Below are 20267 nucleotides of genomic sequence, written 5' to 3' on the forward strand. Positions count from 1 at the left end.
TGGACCGGGCCGCCTCGGACGAGGAGCGCGCCGCCATCGTCGCCGCCGTGACCGAGGACGCCCGCGTCGCCAACGTCCACCAGTTGCGCACCCGCATGGCGGGCCAGGCCCTGATGGTGCAGATGCACGTCGACCTGGACCCCGACCTCAGCCTGAAGGCCGCGCACGACATCATCCTGGACGCCGAGAAGCGGGTGCTGAAGGTCTTTCCCCACGCCGACATCCTGATCCACGCCGACCCGCGCGGCGCGGCCGAACCGCACGGCGGCGCCTTCACTCCGCCCCGCCCGACGGCGCCGGAATCGACCGCGCCCGACGCGCCTGTGGCCCGCAGCGGCCCCTGGTCCTGACCCCCTGCGACAATCGCGCGCGGTAAACGGAGCCTTAACGCGCGCGGGCGCATGAAGGCGCACGATGACCACGCCCGCCGTCCTCTATCATTTCGCCTATCACCCGGCTTCGCGCACGGCGCGGCTGGCGCTGGGCGAGGCCAAGGTCGACTATAGCGAGGAAGCCGTCCGCCCGTGGGAGGACGACTGCCCCCTGTTCGAGCTGAACCCCTCGGGCATGCCGCCTGTGCTGACGACGACGGAAAAGAACCGGCCCCTGACCCTGTGCGAGCTGGACGCCGTCCTGGGCTGGCTGGAAGACCGTTCCAAGGGCGACTTCCTGCTGCCCGCCGATGCGGCCGAGCGGGCCGAGGCGCGCCGTCTGGCGACCTGGTTCAGCCGTCGCTTCTCCGACGAAGTGGACGCCGTCCTGCTGCATGAGCGGATGGAGAAGCCCCTGCTGCGGCTCGGCCCGCCCGACGCGCGGATGCTGCGTGAAGGCCGCGAAGCGCTGAAAAGCCATCTGACGGTGCTGGAGCCGCTGGCGGCGGGACGCGAGTGGCTGGCCGGACGCCGTCTCAGCCAGGCCGACCTGATCGCGGCGGGCCATCTGTCAGTGCTGGACTATTTCGGCGAGATCGCCTGGGCGTCCTGGCCGTCGCTGAAGCTGTGGTACTCCAAGCTGAAGTCGCGCCCCTGTTTCCGGCCGCTGCTGGGCGACCGCTTCCCCGGCGTGCACCCGGCGCCCTGGTACGCCGACCTCGACTTCTGAGGCCCCTCAGGGCTAAAGCGCCCTCATGGCGGCCGATCCCCGCATCTTCATCCGACAGCGCGCCGCCGAACTGGGCTTCGGCGTGTGCCGCTTCGCCTCGGCCAGCGATCCGTGGAGCGCGGGCGAGAAGCTGGCCCATTTCATCGACGCGGGCCGTCACGGCGACATGGGCTGGATGGAGACGACGCTTGAGCGCCGCGCTCACCCCACCGCCATGTGGGACGGGGCGAAGACCGCCATCGTCCTGGGCATGAACTACGGCCCCGACGAAGACCCCCGGCCCGAGTTGGAGGAGGCGTCGGCGGGCTATATCTCCGTCTATGCGCGCGGCGACGACTATCATGAGGTCATCAAGGGGCGGCTGAAGATCCTGGCCGGCCAGATCGCCGCGCGGCTGGGCCAGGAGGTCAAGGTCTTCGTCGACACCGCCCCCCTGATGGAGAAGCCGTTGGCCCAGCGGGCGGGCCTGGGCTGGCAGGGCAAGCACACCAATCTGCTCAGCCGCACCCACGGCAACTGGCTGTTCCTGGGGACCATACTGACCGCCGCCGAGATCGAGGCGGACGAGGCCGAGGTCGAGCATTGCGGCCGCTGCACCGCCTGTCTGGACGCCTGTCCGACGCAGGCCTTTCCGGCGCCGTTCCAGATCGACGCCCGACGCTGCCTCTCATACCTGACCATCGAATATGCCGGCGCCTGGCCGCACGAGTTCCGCATCGCGACGGGCAACCGCATCTACGGCTGCGACGACTGCCTGGCCGCCTGTCCGTGGAACAAGTTCGCGCAGGAAGCCTCGGAGACGCGGCTGCAGGCCCGCGACGCGCTGAAGTCGCCGCCGCTGGCGGACCTGCTGGCGCTGGACGACCCCGCCTTCCGCGCCCTGTTCGCCAAGAGCCCGGTCAAGCGGATCGGCCGCGATCGCTTCACTCGCAATGCGCTCTATGCGGCGGGGAACTCGGGCGAGGCCACGTTGATCGGGGCGGTCGAGCGGCTGCTGGACGATCCGGCCCCCGTAGTGCGCGGGGCGGCGGTGTGGGCGTTGTCGCAGCTATCGCCGGAGCGGTTCGCCGAGTTGCGCGAGACGCGGCGGGCAAGCGAGACAGATGAAGCTGTGAAGCAGGAATGGCGTCCTTCTCCCCTTGCGGGAGAAGGCGGCCCGCGCAGCGGGTCGGATGAGGGGTCTCGCCGCCCTCAAACCTAGCAAAAAAGGGGCTTCCCCCGCGGAGAAACCCCTCATCCGTCAGGCTTCGCCTGACACCTTCTCCCGCAAGGGGAGAAGGAAGATCAGCCCATCGCCTGGCCCACGCCGCGGCCGCCGCCGGGCACGGGAGCCACGTCCAGCAGCTTGAGGCGGAACACCAGCACCGCATTGCCGGGGATCATCGGCGGGCCGCCCATCTCGCCGTAGCCCAGCTCGGGCGGCAGGAAGAGAATCCACTCGTCGCCGGGCTTCATCAGTTGCAGGGCCTCGGTCCAGCCGGGCACCACGCCCTCGGGCGAGAAGACCGCCGGGGCGCCGCGCTTGAACGAGCTGTCGAACACCGTGCCGTCCGTCAGCGTGCCTTCATAGTCGACCCTGACCAGGTCATTGCGATCGGGGCTGACGCCGCCCGCCGGACCGGAGGCCACGACCTTGTACTGCAGGCCGGACGGCAGGGTCTGCACGCCCTCTTCCGAGGCGTTCTGCTTCATGAAGGCGGCGGATTCAGCCGCGTTCTTGGCCAGGTCTTCAGGCGCGCCGGACGGTCGGCTGCAAGCGGAGAGGGCCAGAAGAGCCGTCACGGCCATGGCGGCGCCGAGGGGGCGCCTAGCCCATGCGAAGTTCATAACCCTGGTCCTTCAAGGCGGCGCCGATTTCCTCGGCATGACGGGAATCGCGGGTCTCGACCATGATGTCGAACTCGGCTCCCTTGGCGGGCACGTCCAGCGCCAGCCGGTTGTGCACCACGTCGATGATGTTGCCGCCCCGCCCGCCGATCACGGCGGCCATGGCCGACAGCATGCCGGGGCGGTCGTCGCCCAGGATGCGATAGACGATCAGCCGCTTCTCGCGGACCATTTCACGGTTCAGCACCACGGCCAACATGCGGGCGTCGATGTTGCCGCCGGTCAGCTCGACGCCGACCTTCATGCCCTTGAAGCGTTCCGGATTGGCTAGGATGGCGGCCAGGCCGCCGGCCCCGGCGCCCTCGGCCACCGTCTTCTCCAAGGTCGCCAGCAGGGCCACGCCCTTTTCGAAGTCGGCCTCTTCACAGACGAAGACCTCGTCGATCAGGCTGTCGGCCAGGGCGAAGGGGATTTCCCCCACGGCCTTGATGGCGATGCCCTCGGCGATCGTTTGTCCGCTGCACTTGGCCGGTTCGCCGCGACGGCGCGCCGTAAAGGACGGATAGCGGGCGGCCTCGACGCCGAAGACCTTGATCTCCGGCTTCATCGCCTTGGCGGCGATGGCGCTGCCCGCGATCAGGCCGCCGCCGCCGATGGGGATGATCAGGGCGTCCAGGTCCGGCGCGTCCTCCAGAAACTCCAGGCCGCAGACGCCTTGCCCCGCGACGATGCCCTCGTCGTCGAAGGCCGAGACGAAGACATAGCCGTGCTCGGCCTGAAGGCGCTTGGCCTCCTCGGTCGAACCGGAGAAGTCGAGGCCGTGGATGACCACATTGGCGCCGTGGGCGCGGGTGCCGTCCACCTTCACGAAGGGGGTGCCTTCGGGCATGACGATGGTCACGGGCACGCCCAGACGGCCGCCGTGATAGGCCAGGGCCTGGGCGTGGTTGCCCGCCGAGGCGGCGACGACGCCGCGTTTTTTCTCGTCCGGCGTCAGCTGCAGCAGCCGGTTCAGGGCGCCGCGCTCCTTGAAGCTGCCGGTGAAGTGCAGATTGTCGAACTTGATCCAGATCTCGGCGCCGGTCAGTTGCGACAGGCGGCGCGAATAGCGGACGGGCGTGCGGTCGACCTGACCGGCGATGCGTTTTTGCGCCTCGCGGATGTCGTCGATGGTGACGGTCATGAATTCCCTGATTTTGTTTACGGCCGGCCTCTTTCGTCCGGTCTACGGCCCCCTTTTGGAACAGGGCGCGACGGCGAGCAACCTTGACTCGCCCTGCCCTGCAAGGTCATGCCGGGCCGACGCCTGAACTGAAACCGGGAGCCGCCACCATGACCACCTTCTCGCGCTCGCCCGCCCGCCTCAAGGGGCTGGCCGCCCTCGTGATCGGCGGTCTGGCTCTTTCCGCCTGCGCCACGACCCCGATGGGGGGCAGCGCCGTCGGCCCCGCCGTCTTCAACGCCGATGATTTCGCCTGGTCGACCCGCGCGGGGCAGGCCTCGATCGAGGGCCGCGTGGCCTTCGCTCAGGACGGTCGCGTCTTTCAGTGCGCCGGCAACGTCGGCCTGATCCCTGACACCCGCTACACCCGCGCCCGCATCGACCGCCTGTATGGCGCCGCCGATCGCGCCGCCGTCCCGGCCGCCGTGGTGCGCGCCCGATCGGCCGGCGAGCAGGGCGCCGACTATCGCTCCTATGAACGGGCCGAGCCCTGCGCCGACGGCGGCTTCCGCTTCTCCGGCCTGCCGGACGGAAGCTGGTTCCTGATCGCCCCGGTCAAGGCCGGCGACAGCGTCATGGTGCTGATGCGTCGGGTGCAGACGCGCGGCGGCCGCGCCGTCAACGTCACCCTGGGGGGCTGAGCCCCTTAGCTGAGCCGTTAGCTGGGCCGTAAACTAGGCCGTTAGCTGAGCAGTTTTTCGACGGCCGCGCCTCTGCGCGGCCGTCGTCGTTTGACCGGCGTTCGCCATCCTTTGGCCCCAAGAAGCCGCTCTCTGAGGCGTTCCGTTCAAGGAAAAGTCGGGAGCGTCTTCTTTGTCCCAGCACAACATCATCGGCTCCGAAGCCTTCACCAACCGCCCCTATGTGCTGGTGCGAAACGTGCGGCCGGGCGGGTTTCGCCGTCGCCGGTCTCGCTCGCTGATCGCCTATGGGGTGGTGGCCGTGCTGGCCCTGTCGGCCGGCGCCGCCGTGGCCGCCTTCGCCATGGGGCCTCTGCTGATCGACAAGGCCGTCGAAGCCACGCCGACGGCGGTCGCGCCGCTGACGACGCCGAGCGCGCGCTAAACGCCTTCGCTCAAGGGACCACGAAAGCCAGAGCCTGGGCGAACAGTTCGCCGCGGCTGCGCACGCCCATCTTCTGATAGGCGCGCTTGAGGTGGGACCGGACCGTCTCCAGCGAGACGTCCATGATCTGGGCGATGCGGCCGGTCTCGTTCCCCGCCAGCAACATCTCCACGATCCGCCCTTCGGACGGCGACAAGAGGTGGGTCTCGATCAGGGCCTGGAAGCGCGTTTCGCCGCCGACGCACTGCAGGGTCAGGCCGATCAGGCAGGTCGGTGCCGACGCCACCTCGCGCGCCCAAATCACCCAGGTCCGTCCGTCAGACCCCGGCGTCGCCAGACACCGCGTTTCATCTGATCGCGCCTGCGCCATCAGACGCGGCAGGGCGCGCGACCGCAGGGACAGCCGCCCCCCTTCGACCCCGAACAGGTCGCCGTCTTCCTGGAGCGCGCGCGCGGCCTCATTCAGCCACACCACCTCCAGCATCCGCGTGACCAGCAGGCGCGCGCGCATCTCGTGATCGATCCAGGCGGCCAGGGCGCGATTGCACTGCCCTTCGACATCGTCGGCGGCCGCCGTCAATGGCCGTCGACGGCGATCCGGGTTCGATCGTCTGTCCGGGGCGAACCACGCCCCCTCTGCGGCCCGGCGTCCTGCCCGACCGGCCTCCCACACAGATTGTTCCAACGCCAACGCTCCAGGACTGGCGCACGGCCTCGCTCGAAACCGGCGGCATCTTCAACGTAAGCAACGCCTGAGCACTAACGATACCTTAACGCATATCCACAGAAGACGCACGCTTATTGCTTTTTGAGTCTTGAATTTCACATTTCAAGACAAAGCCTCGCTGCAATTGACAGATTCGCGACCCATCTGACCGCTCACTGAAGGCGACCGCAGCGCGTCGCCCGAAACGCAATTGAAAACGGCGACCCTTCGCAGGGCCGCCGCTCTCGCTTGATCGTCTATCTGACCGTCAGGCCGCCGCCGGGCGCTCCGCCCCGTCAGCCCCGTCCACAGGCCCGTCGCCCACAGGCATGTCGTCCAGTTCGCCTTCCCACTTGGCGACCACCGCGGCGGCGACCGAGTTGCCGACGACGTTGGTGGCCGAGCGGCCCATGTCGAGCAGGTGGTCGACGCCCAGGACGATGGCGATCCACGCCTCGGGCAGGCCGAAGTAGGTCAAGGTCGCCATGATCACCACCAGCGATGCGCGCGGAATGCCGGCGATGCCCTTGGACGTCACCATCAGCAGCAGCAGCATGAAGATCTGTTGCGACACGCTCAACTGCACGCCGTGAGCCTGCATGATGAACATGGTGCCGAAGGTGCAGTAGAGCATCGACCCGTCCAGGTTGAACGAATAACCCAGCGGCAGGACGAAGCTGACGATGCGACGGCGCACGCCCACCTTGGGCAGGGCCTCCAGGATGCGCGGATAGGCGGCTTCCGAGCTGGCCGTCGAGAAGGCCAGCAGGGTCGGGGTGCGGATCTCGCGGAACAGCGGGATCACCCGCTTGCCCAGCACCACGGCGCCGGCCAGGAACAGCAGACCCCACAGCACGCCCATGGAGCCGTAGAAGCCCAGCACGAACTTGGCGTAGGTGCCCAGCATCTCGAGACCCTGGGTGGCGATGGTCGAGGCCAGGGCGGCGAAGATGGCGAAGGGCGCCAGCTTCATCACGAACTCGGTCACCTTCAGCATGATGGAGGCGGCCTGTTCGACCAGGTGCAGCACCGCCGGAGCCTTGTCGTCCAGGGCGGCGACCGCCGTGCCGACGAAGACCGAGAAGACGACGATCTGCAGGATCTCGTTCTTGGCCATGGCGTCGAAGATCGAGGTCGGCACCAGATGGGTGATGAAGCCATGCAGCGAGAAGGCGTCCGTCGAAGCCGCCGGCGCGCTGGCCGCCACGGCCTCAGGCAGATGCATGTTCGCGCCCGGCTGCAGCAGTTGAACCATCACCAGACCCAGCACCAGCGACACGATCGAGGCGCCGATGAACCAGGTCATGGTCTTGACGCCGATCCGCCCCACCGAAGCGGCGTCCTCCATGTGCGCGATGCCCGCCACCAGAGTCGTGAACACCAGCGGCGCGATGATCATCTTGATCAGGCGCAGGAAGACGTCGGTGATCAGATTCAGGTTCGACGCTGCGGCCGAGGCCTGATCCGCCGTCAGGAAATGATTGAGGCCCCACCCTGTGAGAACCCCCAATATCATGGCTCCGACGATGAAATAGGCGAACAAGCGTTTCATACAAAAAGTCGTCCAGCTTTGCAGGCCCGACGTCGCCGGACCGCAGTTACAAACCGATGGAGGATCCCCACCCGCCCAGAAGGAAGAGGCAGCGAATAAACGAAAATCCTCTGAGCTCCAACGAACTCCTCGAGGCCCAGGCGGGGGAGACATGGATCGGCCGCCGAATTTCGGCCTAGAAACGAATATTTTCCGGCCTGAAGTCCGAAAATTCGTTCATGTCTGAAACATATTCCGGAAAGGGGCGATCTCTCCCGAATTGTCCGAGACAGCGCAGGAAAATTACTCTCTTGAGACGGCGACGACCGGATCGATGCAAATTGCGTTCACGCCTGGAAGACGCCAAGCTGCGCTCAAGCCTCGCAGAAGGCTGATCGAGTGAACGCATCAGGAGTCCGCATGTCCCGCCCCATCCTTGGTTCTGCACGCCGGTTGGCCGCCGGACTGGCTGTCCTGGCCCTCTCGTCGACCAGCGCCCTGGCGCTGGAGGCGGCGGCTTCCATCTCTCCCGCCCCTGCCGCGGCGGCCGCTGCGCCCGCCCGCGCCCTGACCACGCCGATGGAAGCGTTCGGCCATGAGGTCGGCGCGGACTATCGCCTGATCACCTACACCCAGTTCGAGCGCTATCTGCACACCCTGGCCGGGCAGTCGGACCGGATGAAGCTGCTGGAGATCGGCCGCTCGTCGGAAGGGCGGACGCAATACCTCTCGGTCGTCTCCTCGCCGCAGAACCTGGCCAATATCGACCGCTATCAGGAGATCGCGCGCCGCCTGGCCAAGGCCGAGGGCGTCAGCGAGGAGGAAGCCCGCGCCCTGGCCGCCGAGGGCAAGGCCGTGGTCTGGATCGACGGCGGCCTGCACTCCACCGAGACGGTGCCGCCCCAGGCCCTGATCGCCGCCCTCTATGAATGGCTGACCGCCGAGGACGCCGAGGCCAAGCGCATCCTGGACGATGTGGTCATCCTGTTCGCGCCGCTGAACCCCGACGGGTGGGAGCTGGTCTCCACCTGGTACATGCGCAACGAAGACCCGCTGAAGCGCGAGTACGACAGCATCCCGGTGCTGTACCAGAAGTACGTCGGCCACGATAACAACCGCGACTATTACCTGTCGGCCATGGCCGAGACGACCAACGTCAACCGGCAGTTCTTCCGCGAGTGGTTCCCGCAGATCATCTACAACCACCACCAGACGGCGCCGGCGGGGACCGTGGTCTTCATGCCGCCGTTCCGCGACCCCTTCAACTACAACTACGACCCGCTGGTCATGAGCACCCTGTCCGAGGTCGGGGCCGCCATGCACAGCCGTTTGATCGAAGAGGGCAAGCCCGGCTCGACCATGCGCAGCGGGGCCAACTATTCGACGTGGAACAACGGGATGGAGCGCTCCGTCACCTATTTCCACAACGCCGTCGGCCTGCTGACCGAGATCACCGGCCACCCCACGCCCAGCCAGATCAGCCTGATCCCGCAGAACCAGCTGCCGCGCAACGACCTGCCCATGCCGGTCGCGCCGCAGACCTGGCGTTTCGCCCAGTCGATCGACTATTCGCAGTCGATCAACCGCGCCGTGCTGAACTACGCCTCGCGCAACAAGGACCGGACGCTGTTCAACATCTGGCGCATGGGTCAGAACGCCATCGACAAGGGCAATACCGACACCTGGCGCCTCACCCCCTCAGCGGTGGATGCGCTGAACGCTGCGGCCGGAACGCAGGCCGACGCCCGACGCGGCGTCGATCCGGCCCTGTATGAGCGCATCATGCGCGACCCGGCCCGTCGCGACCCGCGCGGCTATGTCATTCCGGCGGATCAGGCCGACCTGCCCACCGCCGTCGCCTTCCTGAACAGCCTGATCAAGACCGGCGTGGACGTCGAGCGCGCTGTCCGCGCCTTCGCCATCGGGGGCAAGACCTATCCGGCGGGCTCCTATGTCGTGAAGACGGCCCAGGCCTATCGCCCGCATGTGCTGGACATGTTCGAGCCGCAGGACCACCCGCACGACCTGCAGTATCCGGGCGGCCCGCCCGCCCTGCCCTATGACGCCACCGGCTACACCCTGGCGCTGCAGATGGGGGTCCAGTTCGACCGCATCCTCGACGGCTTCGAGGCGCCGACCGAGCGCGTCGCCGACGTCATGGCCCCGCCGCCCGGCAAGATCGAAGGCACGGGCCGCGCCGGTTGGCTGATCGATCATGCGCCGATCAACGGCTATCTGCTGACCAACCGCCTGCTGGCGGCGGGCGTGCCGGTCTATTGGCAGGAAGGCGAGACCCCCGCAGGCCGTGCGACCCTGGCGCCCGGCGCCCTGTGGATTCCGGCCGACGACAAGGCCCGCCCGATCGTCGAGGCGGCCGTGCGCGACCTGGGCCTGAACGCCCACGCCGTCGCCCGCGCGCCCAGCGGCGAGCGGATCACGCTGAAGCCGGTCCGCATCGGCCTGGTCGACCGTTACGGCGGCTCGATGGCCTCGGGCTGGACCAAGTGGATGCTCGAACAGTTCGAATATCCGTTCGAGGTCGTCTATCCGCAGCGCCTCGACGCGGGCGACCTGAACAAGGATTTCGACGTCCTGCTGTTCGCCTCGGACATGATCCCGGCCAACCTGTCCGCCGCCGCCCAGCGCCCGCAACCGGCGCCGGACAGCATCCCCGCCGAATACCGCAGCTGGCTGGGCCACATCACCGCCGAGAAGACCGTGCCCCAGCTGGACGCCTTCGCGCGGGCAGGCGGCAGCGTCGTCACCATCGGCTCGGCCCACCGCCTGGCCGCCGCCATGGGCGCGCCGGTGCAGGACGTGCTGACGGGCGCCGACGGCAAGCCTCTGGCCTCGACCGACTTCTTCATCCCCGGCGCGGTGATGAAGACCGAGGTCGACAACAGCCGCCCCCTGACCTTCGGCGCGCCGCGTCAGATGGACATCTTCTTCAACCGCAATGCGGGCTTCCGCCACGCGGGCGACGGCGCGTCCCTGGTGCGCTATCCGCAGCAGGTCGCCGTCTCCAGCGGCTGGGCCATCGGCTCGGACAAGCTGGCGGGCGCCGACGCCGTGCTGGATCTGGAGCACGGTCAGGGCCGGGTCATCGTCCTGGGCCCCGACGTGGTCAACCGCGCCCAGGCCCGCGCCTCCAGCCGCCTGCTGTTCAACGCCCTGTTCTACGGCCCGGCTGCATCGCGCGACGCGGCCCGCTAATCAGACCGACCGAACAGGACAGGCCGCCCGGCGATCAACCGGGCGGCCTTTTTCGCGGCCCAGTCGTGGAGAGTGAACGCGTCCGGATTCGCCGACGCACTGGGGGCGGTCGTCATGAGGTCGCGTTCCGAAGCTGGGCATGGTCGCGCCACTCCCACCGACCGAGAAGAATGATCAAGGACATCAGCAGGAGCACGCAGTTCACGGCCGCCAGGAAGATGTCGCCGTTGAGCGTGTGAAAGACGACCATGCCGCCGGCGACCGCCAGAAGGCCGGTAGCGCCGACCAGCATGACCGAACGGAACAGCGACCAGGACATCAGCGGCGCCACGATGAACAGGGCGAGCGCCGTCTCGATCCCGCCGATCACACGCAGCAGTTCCGTATCGACCTGAGCCGGCCACGTCATCATCAGGGCCAGCAAGTCATGCTTCTGAGTGAGCTTGGCGTATCCGGCCCCGATGTAGAACATGGCCAGCCAGCTTTGCATGACCCACAGGAACAGGTGCGCGTACAGGCGTGAACGCCGCGCTGCGGGGGATGTCGGCCCAGGACGGCGCGCCCCTGCGACCCAGGAACGGGGAAGCATGATCGATCTCAATCGGCGGAAGTTGACAGAAAAGGCCCGGCCGGTCGGTTCAGCCCTGCGGTCCGGCCTGCAAGGCGGCGACGACGCGCGAAAGCCAGCGCGTGCCGACGCCCGGCGTCTGGGCGGTGCACCCCCAGCAGGTGGATGTAGAACATGGCCAGCCAGGTCTGCATGATCCGCAGGACACGCTGCATGCCCCCCCAAGAACGAGAACGCATGGTCAATCAGTCCTTCTGCGGCCCGGTTCCGGCCGCTTCGGGGAAATAGAGCCCCGTCACGGAATCCACAGCCATGCTCGCGGCCATGCGGCCGATGTCCCGGCGCGGACCGTAGGCGGCGCAGGGGTCCGGTGAGGGAATTTTGATCTCCTTACGGGCCTTGGTGGCGAAGGCTTCTCTCACCGCGTCTCCCATCGGCTCGGCCATCTGCAAGGCGTCGCCGACGCGCGAGAGCGAAGGCGTGTCCATGCCCACCACCTGGGCGGTGCGCGCCCAAGAGATGGCGGCGATCTGGCGTCCGTCGCCCGGCTCCAGCAACTCCGATTCCACAGCCAGTCCGCCGGTCGAACCCGGCACGCGCAGAGTGACGACAGGCACGACGAAGCCGCTGGCGGCGCTGACGACGGACCCCACGCGGCCGGTCGCTTCGAACCGCACGATGGCCGTGCGGACCGTCGCGGTCTTCGACGTCGGCGTCGTCACCACCGCAAAACGCTCGCTGACTTCGAAACAGATCTGACGATCCACCTCGCGCAGCACCATCGAACGCTCCGTCTCCGTCAGACCTTCGCCGACGCGGGGAGCGAAAACCGCCTTTTCCAAGAAGACGCTATCAACGCTGTCGGATGCGGCGTCGTCGCGCCGCTGCTGAATCGAGGCGCCCTCGTTTATGCCGCCGCGCTTCTGCATGTCGGCGTAGCTGCTGAGAAAGCCGGAGTTCGGCGCCGGCTTGGTGCTGCAGGCGGCAAGGCCCGCCGTTGCGAGAATGGGGGCGATCATGAGCGCTCTGTTCATGAGATGTCTCCGGTCGTCGTCTTGGCTCACAGCGCCCTGATGCCGGCGCTCCACCTGAGACGCCGCCGCCCCGCCTTCCCCTCAATCGAATTCAAAATATTCTTCCGGACTCCAACTTGACGCATTGCGGAAAACGCCAGCGCATTGGAGAAGGCCGCTTCTGGATATGGCGACGTCTGACATCGAGGGGTCTATTCACACGTGACGTCGAACGCGAAAGCCGAACTTCTGGCCGTTTACTTGGAACGACGCCCCGCGCTCGTCCGCTTCTTTGCGACGAGGACCGGATGCCCTGATCGTGCGGAAGACATCGTGCAGGACATCTACGTTAGACTTCAGGCCCTGCCGGAAACCTCTGCGCGCGAAATCGCCAATCCCGCCGCATTCCTATACCGGATCGGCGGCAATCTGATGTTGGACGGCGTTCGGCGACGACAGCGCGCCTCGGCCAGGGATCAGGCCTGGTCCGATGCGTCGAGCCTAAGCTCTGACGGCGTATCGGTCGCCGATTCCCCCTCTCCCGAGGATGCGGCCTGGGCGCGGTTGAAGTTCGATCGGGTCGCGGCGGCCGTCGAGGAGCTCCCTCCCAATGTCCGCATCGCCCTTCGTCTGCACCGGATCGAAGGCCTGACCCACGCAGAGGTCGCCGCACGCATGGGCGTCTCGCGCAGCTCGGTCGAAAAGTACCTGAGCACCGCCCTGGCCCACCTGTTGAAACGGGTCGGATGGCCATGAAATCAAGATTTCACCGCTATTCATTGTGGGTCGTCGCGCTCCGCGGCGTCTCTTTCTCTGGACGCCCCCTCGTCCTACGGGCTGAAGCCGCATGACACGCCACACCTCGCCCTTTTCCCAGAGCGTCATCGACCAGGCCTCGGCCTGGGCCGTCCGGCTGGGCGGCGGCGACATGTCCGAGGCGGACTACCTGGACCTTGAAGCCTGGCTGGCGGCCTCGCCCGATCATCCTCACGCCCTGACCGAAGCCGAGCAGCTATGGGCGGCCCTGGACGATGATCGCGGCGCGCTGGACGCCGCCTTGACGCAGGCCGCCGCCGCGACAGCGCCGACGATATCCGCCCTCGCGCCCCGCAAAGGCTCGCCCAATCGACGCTGGCGGTGGGCCGGCGGAGGCCTGGCCGCCGCCCTGGCCGCAGGCCTTCTGCTTCTGCCCCTGTTGAGCGATCGGCCCTCCACCTATGTCACCGCGCCCGGCGAACAAAAGACGATCACCCTCCGCGACGGCTCGTCCATCGCCATGAACGGCGGCTCGGAACTTTCGGTCCGCCTGTCCGGCAAGGAGCGGTTGATCGAGATGAAGTCGGCCGAAGCCGCCTTCGACGTGGCGCACGACGCCCAGCGCCCCTTCCGCGTGACGGTCGGCGAGAGCCGGATCGAGGTCTTGGGCACGGCCTTCGACGTTCGTCGCGACGGGCGCTCCACGACCGTCAACGTCTCCAGAGGCGTCGTGCGGGTCTCCGAACTGGCGGACCCCGCCCACAACGTCCGCCTGACCATGGGACAGGCCGTCACCCTGGTGGACGGCAGCCACGCCCTCGAGGTGACGCAAGGCTCGACCGAGACCGCCGGCTGGCGCGCCGGGCGGCTGGTTTACGACAACCGCCCCCTGTCGGACGTCGCCGCCGACCTCAGCCGCGCCTATCCGACGCCCGTACGCGCCGTCGGCGACGCCGCCGATATCCGCTTCACAGGCACCCTGGTTCTCGACGACCAGGCCTCGACCTTGCGTCGTCTCGAGGCCTTTCTTCCCATCTCCGCATCCCGCGCGGATGGAGCCGTCCAGCTCAGGTCACGCGAAGCCGCTCGATGATCTGCAGAGGACGACGCGGGTTCATCCTGTTCGGCATTGCGTTCTCGCTGGGCGGCCAGACGGCGCAGGCCGGGGAGCGACATCGCCTGTCCATCCCCGCCCAGCCGATGACGGCGGCCGTCCTGCAACTCGGCGTTCAGGCCCGGGTCTCGATCAACGCCGGAGCCGCCGCCGCCTGCGGCCGTTCGCGCGCCGTCCGCGGCTCTCATGACGTCCAATCGGCCTTGCGCCTGATGACGGAGGGGAGCGCCTGCGCCTTCCGGCGCATCGACGATCGAACCTACATCATCACCACGCCGCGCCCCCAACCGCGCCCTGCGCCCTCCCTGAGGACAGCCCCCGAAGCGCCGCCGGTCGAGTACGTCCCTTTCGCCGTCGATGACGTCATCGTCACCGCCACGAAACGCGATCTGGCGCTGGCCGACGCCCCCTACGCCCTGTCCGCGCTGGACGGAGACGTCTTTGACGCCGCGGCGCGACAAGACACCGCCGCCCTCGCCATTCGCCTGGCGGGGCTCACCGTCACCAACCTGGGCTCCGGCCGCAACAAACTGTTCGTGCGGGGACTGGCCGACAGCCCCCTGACCGGCCAGACGCAGGCGATGGTGGGGCTGTACCTCGACGAAACCCGCCTGACCTACGACGCGCCCGATCCGGACCTGCGCCTGGTCGACCTGGAACGCGTCGAGCTCCTGCGCGGCCCCCAGGCTTCGCTCTATGGGGCCGGCGCCATGGGAGGGGTGCTGAAGCTGGTGAGCCGACCGCCCGAACTGGACGCCTACAGCGGCAAGGCCTCCGCAGGGGTCAGCTTCACCGAAGGCTCCATCTCCGGCAATTCGACGGATGTGATCTTCAACGCGCCGTTGATCCGCGACCGCCTGGCCATGCGCACCGTCATCTATCAGGAAAGGTTCGGCGGCGTCATCGACGACACGAATCTGGGCCTGATCGACACCGGCCGCACCGTGCGCTCGGGAACGCGCATGACGTTTCTATGGCGCATTGATCCCCAGTGGCAGGCGCGGCTCGGCTGGGTGCGGCAGGACATCAGGATCAACGACAGCCAGTACGCCTTCGAATCCCAAGGAGCCTACGAACGCGCCCTGTCGAAACGCGAGCCGAGCAACAACAACTTCAGCGGCATGGCGCTGGCCGTCACGGGGGATTTGAGCTGGGGGCGGGTGAAGATCACCAACGCCTTTCAGGCGCACAACCTCGGCCGTCGCTACGATGCGACCAGGGCCGCCGCGTCACTGGGCGCAAGCGACGGGCCGCTGATCTATGACGAGGCGGACAGCATCGAGGCGATCGCGCTGGAGATGTCCGTCGCCACCCATCCAGGCGGCCCCTTTGAAGGCATCGCCGGCGTCTACGCCTCGCAATACGAACATGACCGGGCCGGCGAACTGCGCGATCTCAAGCCTGACCAACAACTGTTTCGGGCCGTCAAGCAGGACAAAACCTGGGAAGCCGCCCTGTTCGGCGAAGCGACCTGGAATCCGCGTGATCGCATCAAGCTCACCGTCGGCGGACGCTACTTCGTCGTCGCGATCTTTTCCCACACCTATCAGCAGAGCCGCGCGTCCGAAGACCAGTTCGAGGGACGGCATAAGGATGCGGACTTCGCGCTGAAAAGCGTGCTTGAGTATGATGTGAGCGACAGCCTGCTCGCCTATGTGCAGCAAAGCCAGGGCTATCGCGTCGGCGGCTTCAACGGCGGCGCGCTGATCGACAAACCGTACGGGCAACCGGGCTCCGGGGCCCCGCCCTTTCGCGAATTCGCCCCGGACAGGCTCTATAGCCTGGAGGCGGGCGTGCGCTGGCGGGGCTTCGACAACCGCCTCATGCTCCGCGCCGCCGCCTTCCGGACCCGATGGGAGGAGATTCAATCCGACCGCGTCTCTCCGGACGGCCTTCCCTTCACCGCCAATATCGGCTCCGGCGGCAGCACCGGCATAGAAGTCGAGGGCGTCTGGCGCGACGGCCCGTGGCGGTTGGACTTCAACTTCATGGCCAATGACGCCCGCCTGGAGACCGCGGACAAGAACTACCCCCTAGAAGAAGGCGGCCATCTGCCGGGCGTGCCCAGGGTTCTGGGCGCAGCCAGCGCCCGCCGCGAGGTGTCGCTGGGCGGCCTGCCCGGATGGATCAGCGGTTCGGTCGGCTATGTCGGCCCGTCCAGCCAGCAATTGTCCCCCGTCGCCACCACCCAGATGGGAGACTATGTGACGTCCGAAGTGGCCGCGAGCGTCGCCATGGGCGCCTGGGACGCCACCCTCCGCATAGACAATCTGTTCAACGGCTCGGGCGACACCTTCGGCTACGGCAACCCGTTCCTCGTCGGCCGAGAAACCGTCGCCACGCCCCAAAGACCGCGCAGTTTCGCCCTGTCGCTGACGCGCAGCTTCTGACGGCGGGGCATGCCGCACCCTGTCGCCTGTGGCGACTTGGCTGGCTGCCCATAAATCATTGAAATGATTGGAGCGGGTAGCGAGAATCGAACTCGCGACATTCAGCTTGGGAAGCTCCAAAGCTCCTATACAGAACAACACGATAGCGCCCAACTGGCCTGATTTCGGGGCATTATAAATCAATGGGTTACGGGCGTTTTCCCAACTGGATACAGACGCCAACCGCACAGCTTGTTCTGATTTTGTTCTCGTGTAGATGTGTCGGCCATCATGGGTGCCGATCCGAATGTCTATTCCGCACTTCCACCTGAGCGTGAGCCATCTCCACGCCTTGCCTTGACCATTGGCGAGATGGTCGGGCGGAAGTGGCAGGTCCGCTCTGTGTGCGAGCGCTGCGCGATCTACCTCTGGGTCGACCCCCAGCCGCTCATTGCGGTGATGGGGCCGCACGCCTTCTTCTGGGGGCGCCGAGGGTCGTGCAAGGTGATGATGGGGCCTAACCGATGCAGCGGCCGGACGCGGTTTGAGGCCAGGACAATCAAGGGCGAGGCATGGCGTTCTCTGGACGACAACCTGACGACGGCGCGCCACCTGTTCCAGTTGAGGAAGAAGGCCTGAAACGAAGAAAGCCCCGCCACCCGGTGAGGGGCGGCGGGGCGTAGCGGAGCCTGACGGCTCGACGCTAATGGACGGTAATGGAGCCTAATGGATTAGCCTGGCCTGGGCGGAAGTTCGGGCGGCGGCGGGCAACTGAGGCCCTTCATTCCCATCTCATCGAAGAACCGGCACAGGCGTCCGACCTGTGCCCAGCCCGCCTCGCCCCAGGCCTCTACGGCGTTGTCGTGCTTCTCGCCCGCGATCCGGCTGGTCAGCACGTCGTCCGGCGGGACCGGCTTAGGCTGGACCCTCAAGTCCTCGACAGGCGGGCGGGATGCGCCCAGCGTCCCGCAGCTGGCGACAGCGGCGCCTAAGCTCACGCTCATCAGGCACGCCGTCAGGAAGGGCTTGCGCGGCATGGTCTCTCTCCTCTTGCCGGTCACGGATGGTGATGGTGTCGGTCAGGCGTTCGCCGGCGGCCGTTTCCCGTGCGCTGGCGGCCTTCGCTTCGGTATTGGCTTGCTCGGTCGCGTGACGGTCCTGGACGCCCTGCGCGCCCCTGTGAGCGCAATAGGCCCCGAAGATCAGGAAGGCGGCGGCGACAGCGAAGATCAGCCAGGTGCGCGGCGGGAAGGTGCGCCAGAGTGCGAGCAGAGCGGCTATCACTGCGCAGCCCTCCCGGTCTCCATCTCACGCGCGAGGCGTTCCGCTCGGCCTTTCACCTGTTTGGCCCACAGGCTGGCGCGCATCCCTGCGGCGGCCTGAGCGTAACGGCCGGCCTCGACGTGGGCCAGCGTGTTGACGAAGCCGGACAGCCCCTCACGCTGCGGCGTCTTCGGATCGTCCCAGCCCATGTTGAAGTGCATGTTCTCGATCACGCGGCGGCGGACCGGATCGAGGCGCTTCAGCCAGGGCAAGGCGGCGTGGATCACTCGGTTGTGCTCACGGGCGTCCTCGATCAGCCAAGCCTCGGCGGTGGCTTCTGTGATGACCTGGCCTTCCTGAATGCCGCGCGCTCGGCCGTACCCGATCGTCCATGGGGCGCCGGAGCCCTTGCCGGTCCTTGCGCGAGGCGAAAGCGGATCGGGATAGGCTTTGAGCCGCAGCCCTTCGTCCTTCTTCAATGCAGCGATCAGTTCTGGGTCGGGATCCCCAGGAGCGTCGGCCGCCCGAGGCAGGCCCATTGCATCGGCAAGGGCGTCGATCATCGGCACCCAGTCGGGCTTCAGCTTTCCGCCCGGCGCATGGGGGCGCACGGCGTCGAACAGGGCCTTACGGTCCATGTCGGTCTCCAGTTCAGATTGTGATGGGGGCGGCTCGCAGGATGGACAGGTGCGTCGATCCCGCCTAAAAACCACCGTTCAGCAAAAGGGGCGCGAGATGCCGGGCAAGCATCGAAACCGGGTCGGCTGGGTGATGGAGTCTGTGCTGATCGCCCTGTGTCTGGCGATCTTCGGCGTGCTCTTCTGGATCGCCGTGGGTTGAGCCCAGCCTCGCCCCGCGCCGCAACCTTAGCCGAGACATCTGCGTTCAGACTCGCCTGACAGGGGAGGTCTGGAATGAGGCAAACGTCAGTGATCGAGCGCGCCTTGGAGTTGGCCGACAGCGGCAACTTCCGCATTCCCAGCGAAGTGCGCAGGGCTCTTTTGCGGGAAGGCTACACGCAGTCAGATTTGTTCGGGCTGGAAGGCAAGGCCACGTGGCAACAGCTTCGGGAACGGTGCGGGAGCGCCGCCAAGCAGAAGGCCGACAATCACAGCTGATGGCCGGTTAGCAACCAAATCCTGCACAGCCTGTTGGCCTGATATGACTGGACTTGGTGGATACCTGCTTGCGGCGCTTGACAGCCTCTTCAAACGACTGACCGGGAACGAGCGCCTGCTCTAGCGACCGGGGCCGTCACGCCGCCGTAAGCAGCACGGCCACGATGATCAGGATGACGAGACCGGCCCCGGCCATCATGCACAGGCGCACACAGCGGCAAGGTTCCCGCTCGCTTGCCGATCGCCCGTGGGGTTCAGGCGGCAGGGCGAAGGCCATCTCCGCCACCACCTGATCAGAGACGCCCCGGCGGACAGCGAAGCCCAGCAGGCGCTCCGTCCACGGCGGCGGCGCCCGGTCCCGCATCACCCATTCCAGCAGGACGAGCGAGAGGCCAAGCACGACGAAGGCGGATGCCGGAACAAGGGCGCTCATGTGCTGGACCGCAAAAGCCCGGCCGGGGAAGACGAACGACAGGCCCCGCGCCACGAGAATGAGCGTCGAGGCGAAGAAGAAGCCCCGCACCGCCCAATGGGCCGTGATCTTGGTGTGATAGGTCGGCCCGAGCAGGCGGAACACCTGGCTCAGCACCGCCCCGGCCGACAGGAAAACAAGCCCCGTCGCCAGAACCATCCAGTCGTGAGCGGTCATCGCTGTGTCTCCTTTAGAACCGCGTGAAGCGCCGCATAGACCAGGCGCTTGGTGAAGCCGAAGAAGCCGCGAGGGTCGTTCGCCGCGATCCAGCCCAAGGTCATCGCCACCCCGCGCATGTCGAGCGCGGGAACGACGGCGATCAGGCTGGGCGTGAACGCTTCGGCCAGAATGGGACCGGCCACGACGCCGAGCCCCAGATGCAGCCACGCCTTGCGCTGGGCCAGCGGATTGCCGGCCTTGGCGGAATAGGCGGTGACCAGACCGACGGCGCCGAAAAGCACGCCGCCGCACAGCCCCCAGAACGCGGGGAAATCCCTCGGGTCGAGCATCCGCCCCTCCAAGAATGTCGGCCATAGGTGAGAGGCAGCCGACGCTCAGGGCGCGGGCTTCAGGGGACGAACCGGGTTCGTCAGGCTTCGGGGGCAGCCTCGGGTGCGGGCGTCGGCTGCAGCGCCTGAACACGAGCCTGCGCGGCATCCAGACCACTCTGCATCGATGTGACGATGCGCTGGAGCATTTGCTTCGTGCCTTCTGCGCCGGGCGTGCCGAGAGGCCGCGGGAGGTCGTCTACGCTGGCGGCGATGGCGGCCTTCAGGTCAGACAGGAAGGCGGATCCAGTCTTTCCTTCCAGCAGCGCCACAGCGGCGCTGGCGGATGGCAGGCGCGCGGCTTTAGCGGCTTCTGCTGCTGCGGACATGGCAGCCTCGGCGGCAGCCAGTTTCTCGGCGTCGGTCAATTCTGTCATCACA

General features: G+C 67.2%; 23 protein-coding genes. 12 read left to right on the top strand and 11 right to left on the bottom strand.

Going from position 1 to position 20267, the window contains the following annotated elements:
* From BDIM_RS02805 to queG, 3 genes are all read left to right on the top strand, one after another.
* The coding region (locus BDIM_RS02805; RefSeq protein ID WP_040344612.1) for a cation transporter dimerization domain-containing protein at nt 1-350 on the top strand (350 nt) is incomplete at its 5' end.
* Between the two features lie 64 nt (nt 351-414).
* Nucleotides 415-1101 carry an FtsZ-binding protein FzlA gene (gene fzlA, locus BDIM_RS02810; protein WP_003164046.1) on the top strand — a complete coding sequence of 229 codons (687 nt, stop codon included), beginning with the start codon at nt 415-417 and terminating at the stop codon, nt 1099-1101.
* Between the two features lie 25 nt (nt 1102-1126).
* Nucleotides 1127-2302 carry a tRNA epoxyqueuosine(34) reductase QueG gene (gene queG / locus BDIM_RS02815; RefSeq protein WP_050796571.1) on the top strand — a complete coding sequence of 392 codons (1176 nt, stop codon included), beginning with the start codon at nt 1127-1129 and terminating at the stop codon, nt 2300-2302.
* An 83-nt stretch (nt 2303-2385) separates the two neighbouring features.
* On the opposite strand, the gene BDIM_RS02820 is transcribed toward queG, so the two are convergent.
* Nucleotides 2386-2928, bottom strand: coding sequence for an FKBP-type peptidyl-prolyl cis-trans isomerase (locus BDIM_RS02820; protein WP_040344613.1), 543 nt, complete (start codon nt 2926-2928; stop codon nt 2386-2388).
* Nucleotides 2909-4111 carry a threonine ammonia-lyase gene (locus BDIM_RS02825; protein ID WP_003164049.1) on the bottom strand — a complete coding sequence of 401 codons (1203 nt, stop codon included), beginning with the start codon at nt 4109-4111 and terminating at the stop codon, nt 2909-2911. The genes BDIM_RS02820 and BDIM_RS02825 overlap by 20 nt, the downstream gene beginning before the upstream one ends.
* 149 nt (nt 4112-4260) lie before the next feature.
* Here BDIM_RS02825 and BDIM_RS02830 point away from each other — a divergent pair, with 149 nt between their 5' ends.
* On the top strand, nt 4261-4791 hold the full coding sequence (locus BDIM_RS02830; RefSeq protein ID WP_003164050.1) for a hypothetical protein: 531 nt from the start codon (nt 4261-4263) through the stop codon (nt 4789-4791).
* A gap of 172 nt (nt 4792-4963) precedes the next feature.
* Complete coding sequence (locus BDIM_RS02835) at nt 4964-5215, top strand: hypothetical protein (RefSeq protein WP_003164051.1); 252 nt, start codon at nt 4964-4966, stop codon at nt 5213-5215.
* A gap of 10 nt (nt 5216-5225) precedes the next feature.
* Here BDIM_RS02835 and BDIM_RS02840 read toward each other — a convergent pair whose 3' ends face one another.
* Nucleotides 5226-5795, bottom strand: a complete 570-nt coding sequence (locus BDIM_RS02840; RefSeq protein ID WP_003164052.1) for a helix-turn-helix transcriptional regulator — start codon at nt 5793-5795, stop codon at nt 5226-5228.
* A 394-nt stretch (nt 5796-6189) separates the two neighbouring features.
* On the bottom strand, nt 6190-7473 hold the full coding sequence (locus BDIM_RS02845; protein WP_003164054.1) for a dicarboxylate/amino acid:cation symporter: 1284 nt from the start codon (nt 7471-7473) through the stop codon (nt 6190-6192).
* A gap of 399 nt (nt 7474-7872) precedes the next feature.
* On the opposite strand from BDIM_RS02845, the gene BDIM_RS02850 reads away from it, so the two are divergent.
* Complete coding sequence (locus tag BDIM_RS02850; protein ID WP_040344615.1) at nt 7873-10665, top strand: M14 family metallopeptidase; 2793 nt, start codon at nt 7873-7875, stop codon at nt 10663-10665.
* A 112-nt stretch (nt 10666-10777) separates the two neighbouring features.
* Here the strand turns inward: BDIM_RS02850 and BDIM_RS02855 are convergent, their stop codons facing one another.
* Together BDIM_RS02855 and BDIM_RS02865 are read right to left on the bottom strand one after the other, a co-directional pair.
* Nucleotides 10778-11254 (bottom strand): DoxX family protein, encoded by a 477-nt coding sequence (locus BDIM_RS02855; protein ID WP_081461820.1) that lies wholly within the window; start codon nt 11252-11254, stop codon nt 10778-10780.
* Between the two features lie 224 nt (nt 11255-11478).
* On the bottom strand, nt 11479-12267 hold the full coding sequence (locus BDIM_RS02865) for a DUF3313 family protein (RefSeq protein ID WP_040344617.1): 789 nt from the start codon (nt 12265-12267) through the stop codon (nt 11479-11481).
* A 201-nt stretch (nt 12268-12468) separates the two neighbouring features.
* On the opposite strand from BDIM_RS02865, the gene BDIM_RS02870 reads away from it, so the two are divergent.
* From BDIM_RS02870 to BDIM_RS02885, 4 genes are all read left to right on the top strand, one after another.
* A complete protein-coding gene (locus BDIM_RS02870) occupies nt 12469-13002 on the top strand; it encodes an RNA polymerase sigma factor (RefSeq protein ID WP_040344619.1) in 534 nt (177 codons plus the stop codon).
* Nucleotides 13003-13093: 91 nt separating this feature from the next.
* On the top strand, nt 13094-14095 hold the full coding sequence (locus BDIM_RS02875) for a FecR family protein (RefSeq protein WP_003164061.1): 1002 nt from the start codon (nt 13094-13096) through the stop codon (nt 14093-14095).
* Nucleotides 14092-16506, top strand: coding sequence for a TonB-dependent receptor (locus tag BDIM_RS02880; RefSeq protein ID WP_003164062.1), 2415 nt, complete (start codon nt 14092-14094; stop codon nt 16504-16506). The genes BDIM_RS02875 and BDIM_RS02880 overlap by 4 nt, the downstream gene beginning before the upstream one ends.
* A 270-nt stretch (nt 16507-16776) precedes the next feature.
* Nucleotides 16777-17124, top strand: coding sequence for a hypothetical protein (locus tag BDIM_RS02885; RefSeq protein ID WP_143276839.1), 348 nt, complete (start codon nt 16777-16779; stop codon nt 17122-17124).
* Nucleotides 17125-17216: 92 nt separating this feature from the next.
* Here the strand turns inward: BDIM_RS02885 and BDIM_RS17355 are convergent, their stop codons facing one another.
* Complete coding sequence (locus BDIM_RS17355) at nt 17217-17522, bottom strand: hypothetical protein (RefSeq protein ID WP_040344623.1); 306 nt, start codon at nt 17520-17522, stop codon at nt 17217-17219.
* Between the two features lie 243 nt (nt 17523-17765).
* Nucleotides 17766-18386, bottom strand: coding sequence for a glycoside hydrolase family protein (locus BDIM_RS02900; protein WP_003164067.1), 621 nt, complete (start codon nt 18384-18386; stop codon nt 17766-17768).
* Nucleotides 18387-18435: 49 nt separating this feature from the next.
* Here BDIM_RS02900 and BDIM_RS17360 point away from each other — a divergent pair, with 49 nt between their 5' ends.
* Nucleotides 18436-18588, top strand: coding sequence for a hypothetical protein (locus tag BDIM_RS17360; protein ID WP_003164069.1), 153 nt, complete (start codon nt 18436-18438; stop codon nt 18586-18588).
* 89 nt (nt 18589-18677) lie between these two features.
* A complete protein-coding gene (locus tag BDIM_RS02905; protein WP_003164070.1) occupies nt 18678-18866 on the top strand; it encodes a hypothetical protein in 189 nt (62 codons plus the stop codon).
* Between the two features lie 136 nt (nt 18867-19002).
* Here the strand turns inward: BDIM_RS02905 and BDIM_RS02910 are convergent, their stop codons facing one another.
* The 3 genes from BDIM_RS02910 to BDIM_RS02920 form a co-directional block, all read right to left on the bottom strand.
* Entirely contained in the window at nt 19003-19515 is a 513-nt protein-coding gene (locus tag BDIM_RS02910) for a hypothetical protein (RefSeq protein WP_003164071.1), read from the bottom strand.
* Complete coding sequence (locus BDIM_RS02915; RefSeq protein WP_050796573.1) at nt 19512-19847, bottom strand: hypothetical protein; 336 nt, start codon at nt 19845-19847, stop codon at nt 19512-19514. Before BDIM_RS02915 ends, BDIM_RS02910 begins: the two co-directional genes overlap by 4 nt.
* A gap of 80 nt (nt 19848-19927) precedes the next feature.
* On the bottom strand, nt 19928-20263 hold the full coding sequence (locus tag BDIM_RS02920; RefSeq protein ID WP_040344626.1) for a hypothetical protein: 336 nt from the start codon (nt 20261-20263) through the stop codon (nt 19928-19930).
* Nucleotides 20264-20267 lie beyond the last annotated feature (4 nt).

The organism is Brevundimonas diminuta ATCC 11568 (assembly GCF_000204035.1).
Lineage (GTDB): Bacteria > Pseudomonadota > Alphaproteobacteria > Caulobacterales > Caulobacteraceae > Brevundimonas > Brevundimonas diminuta.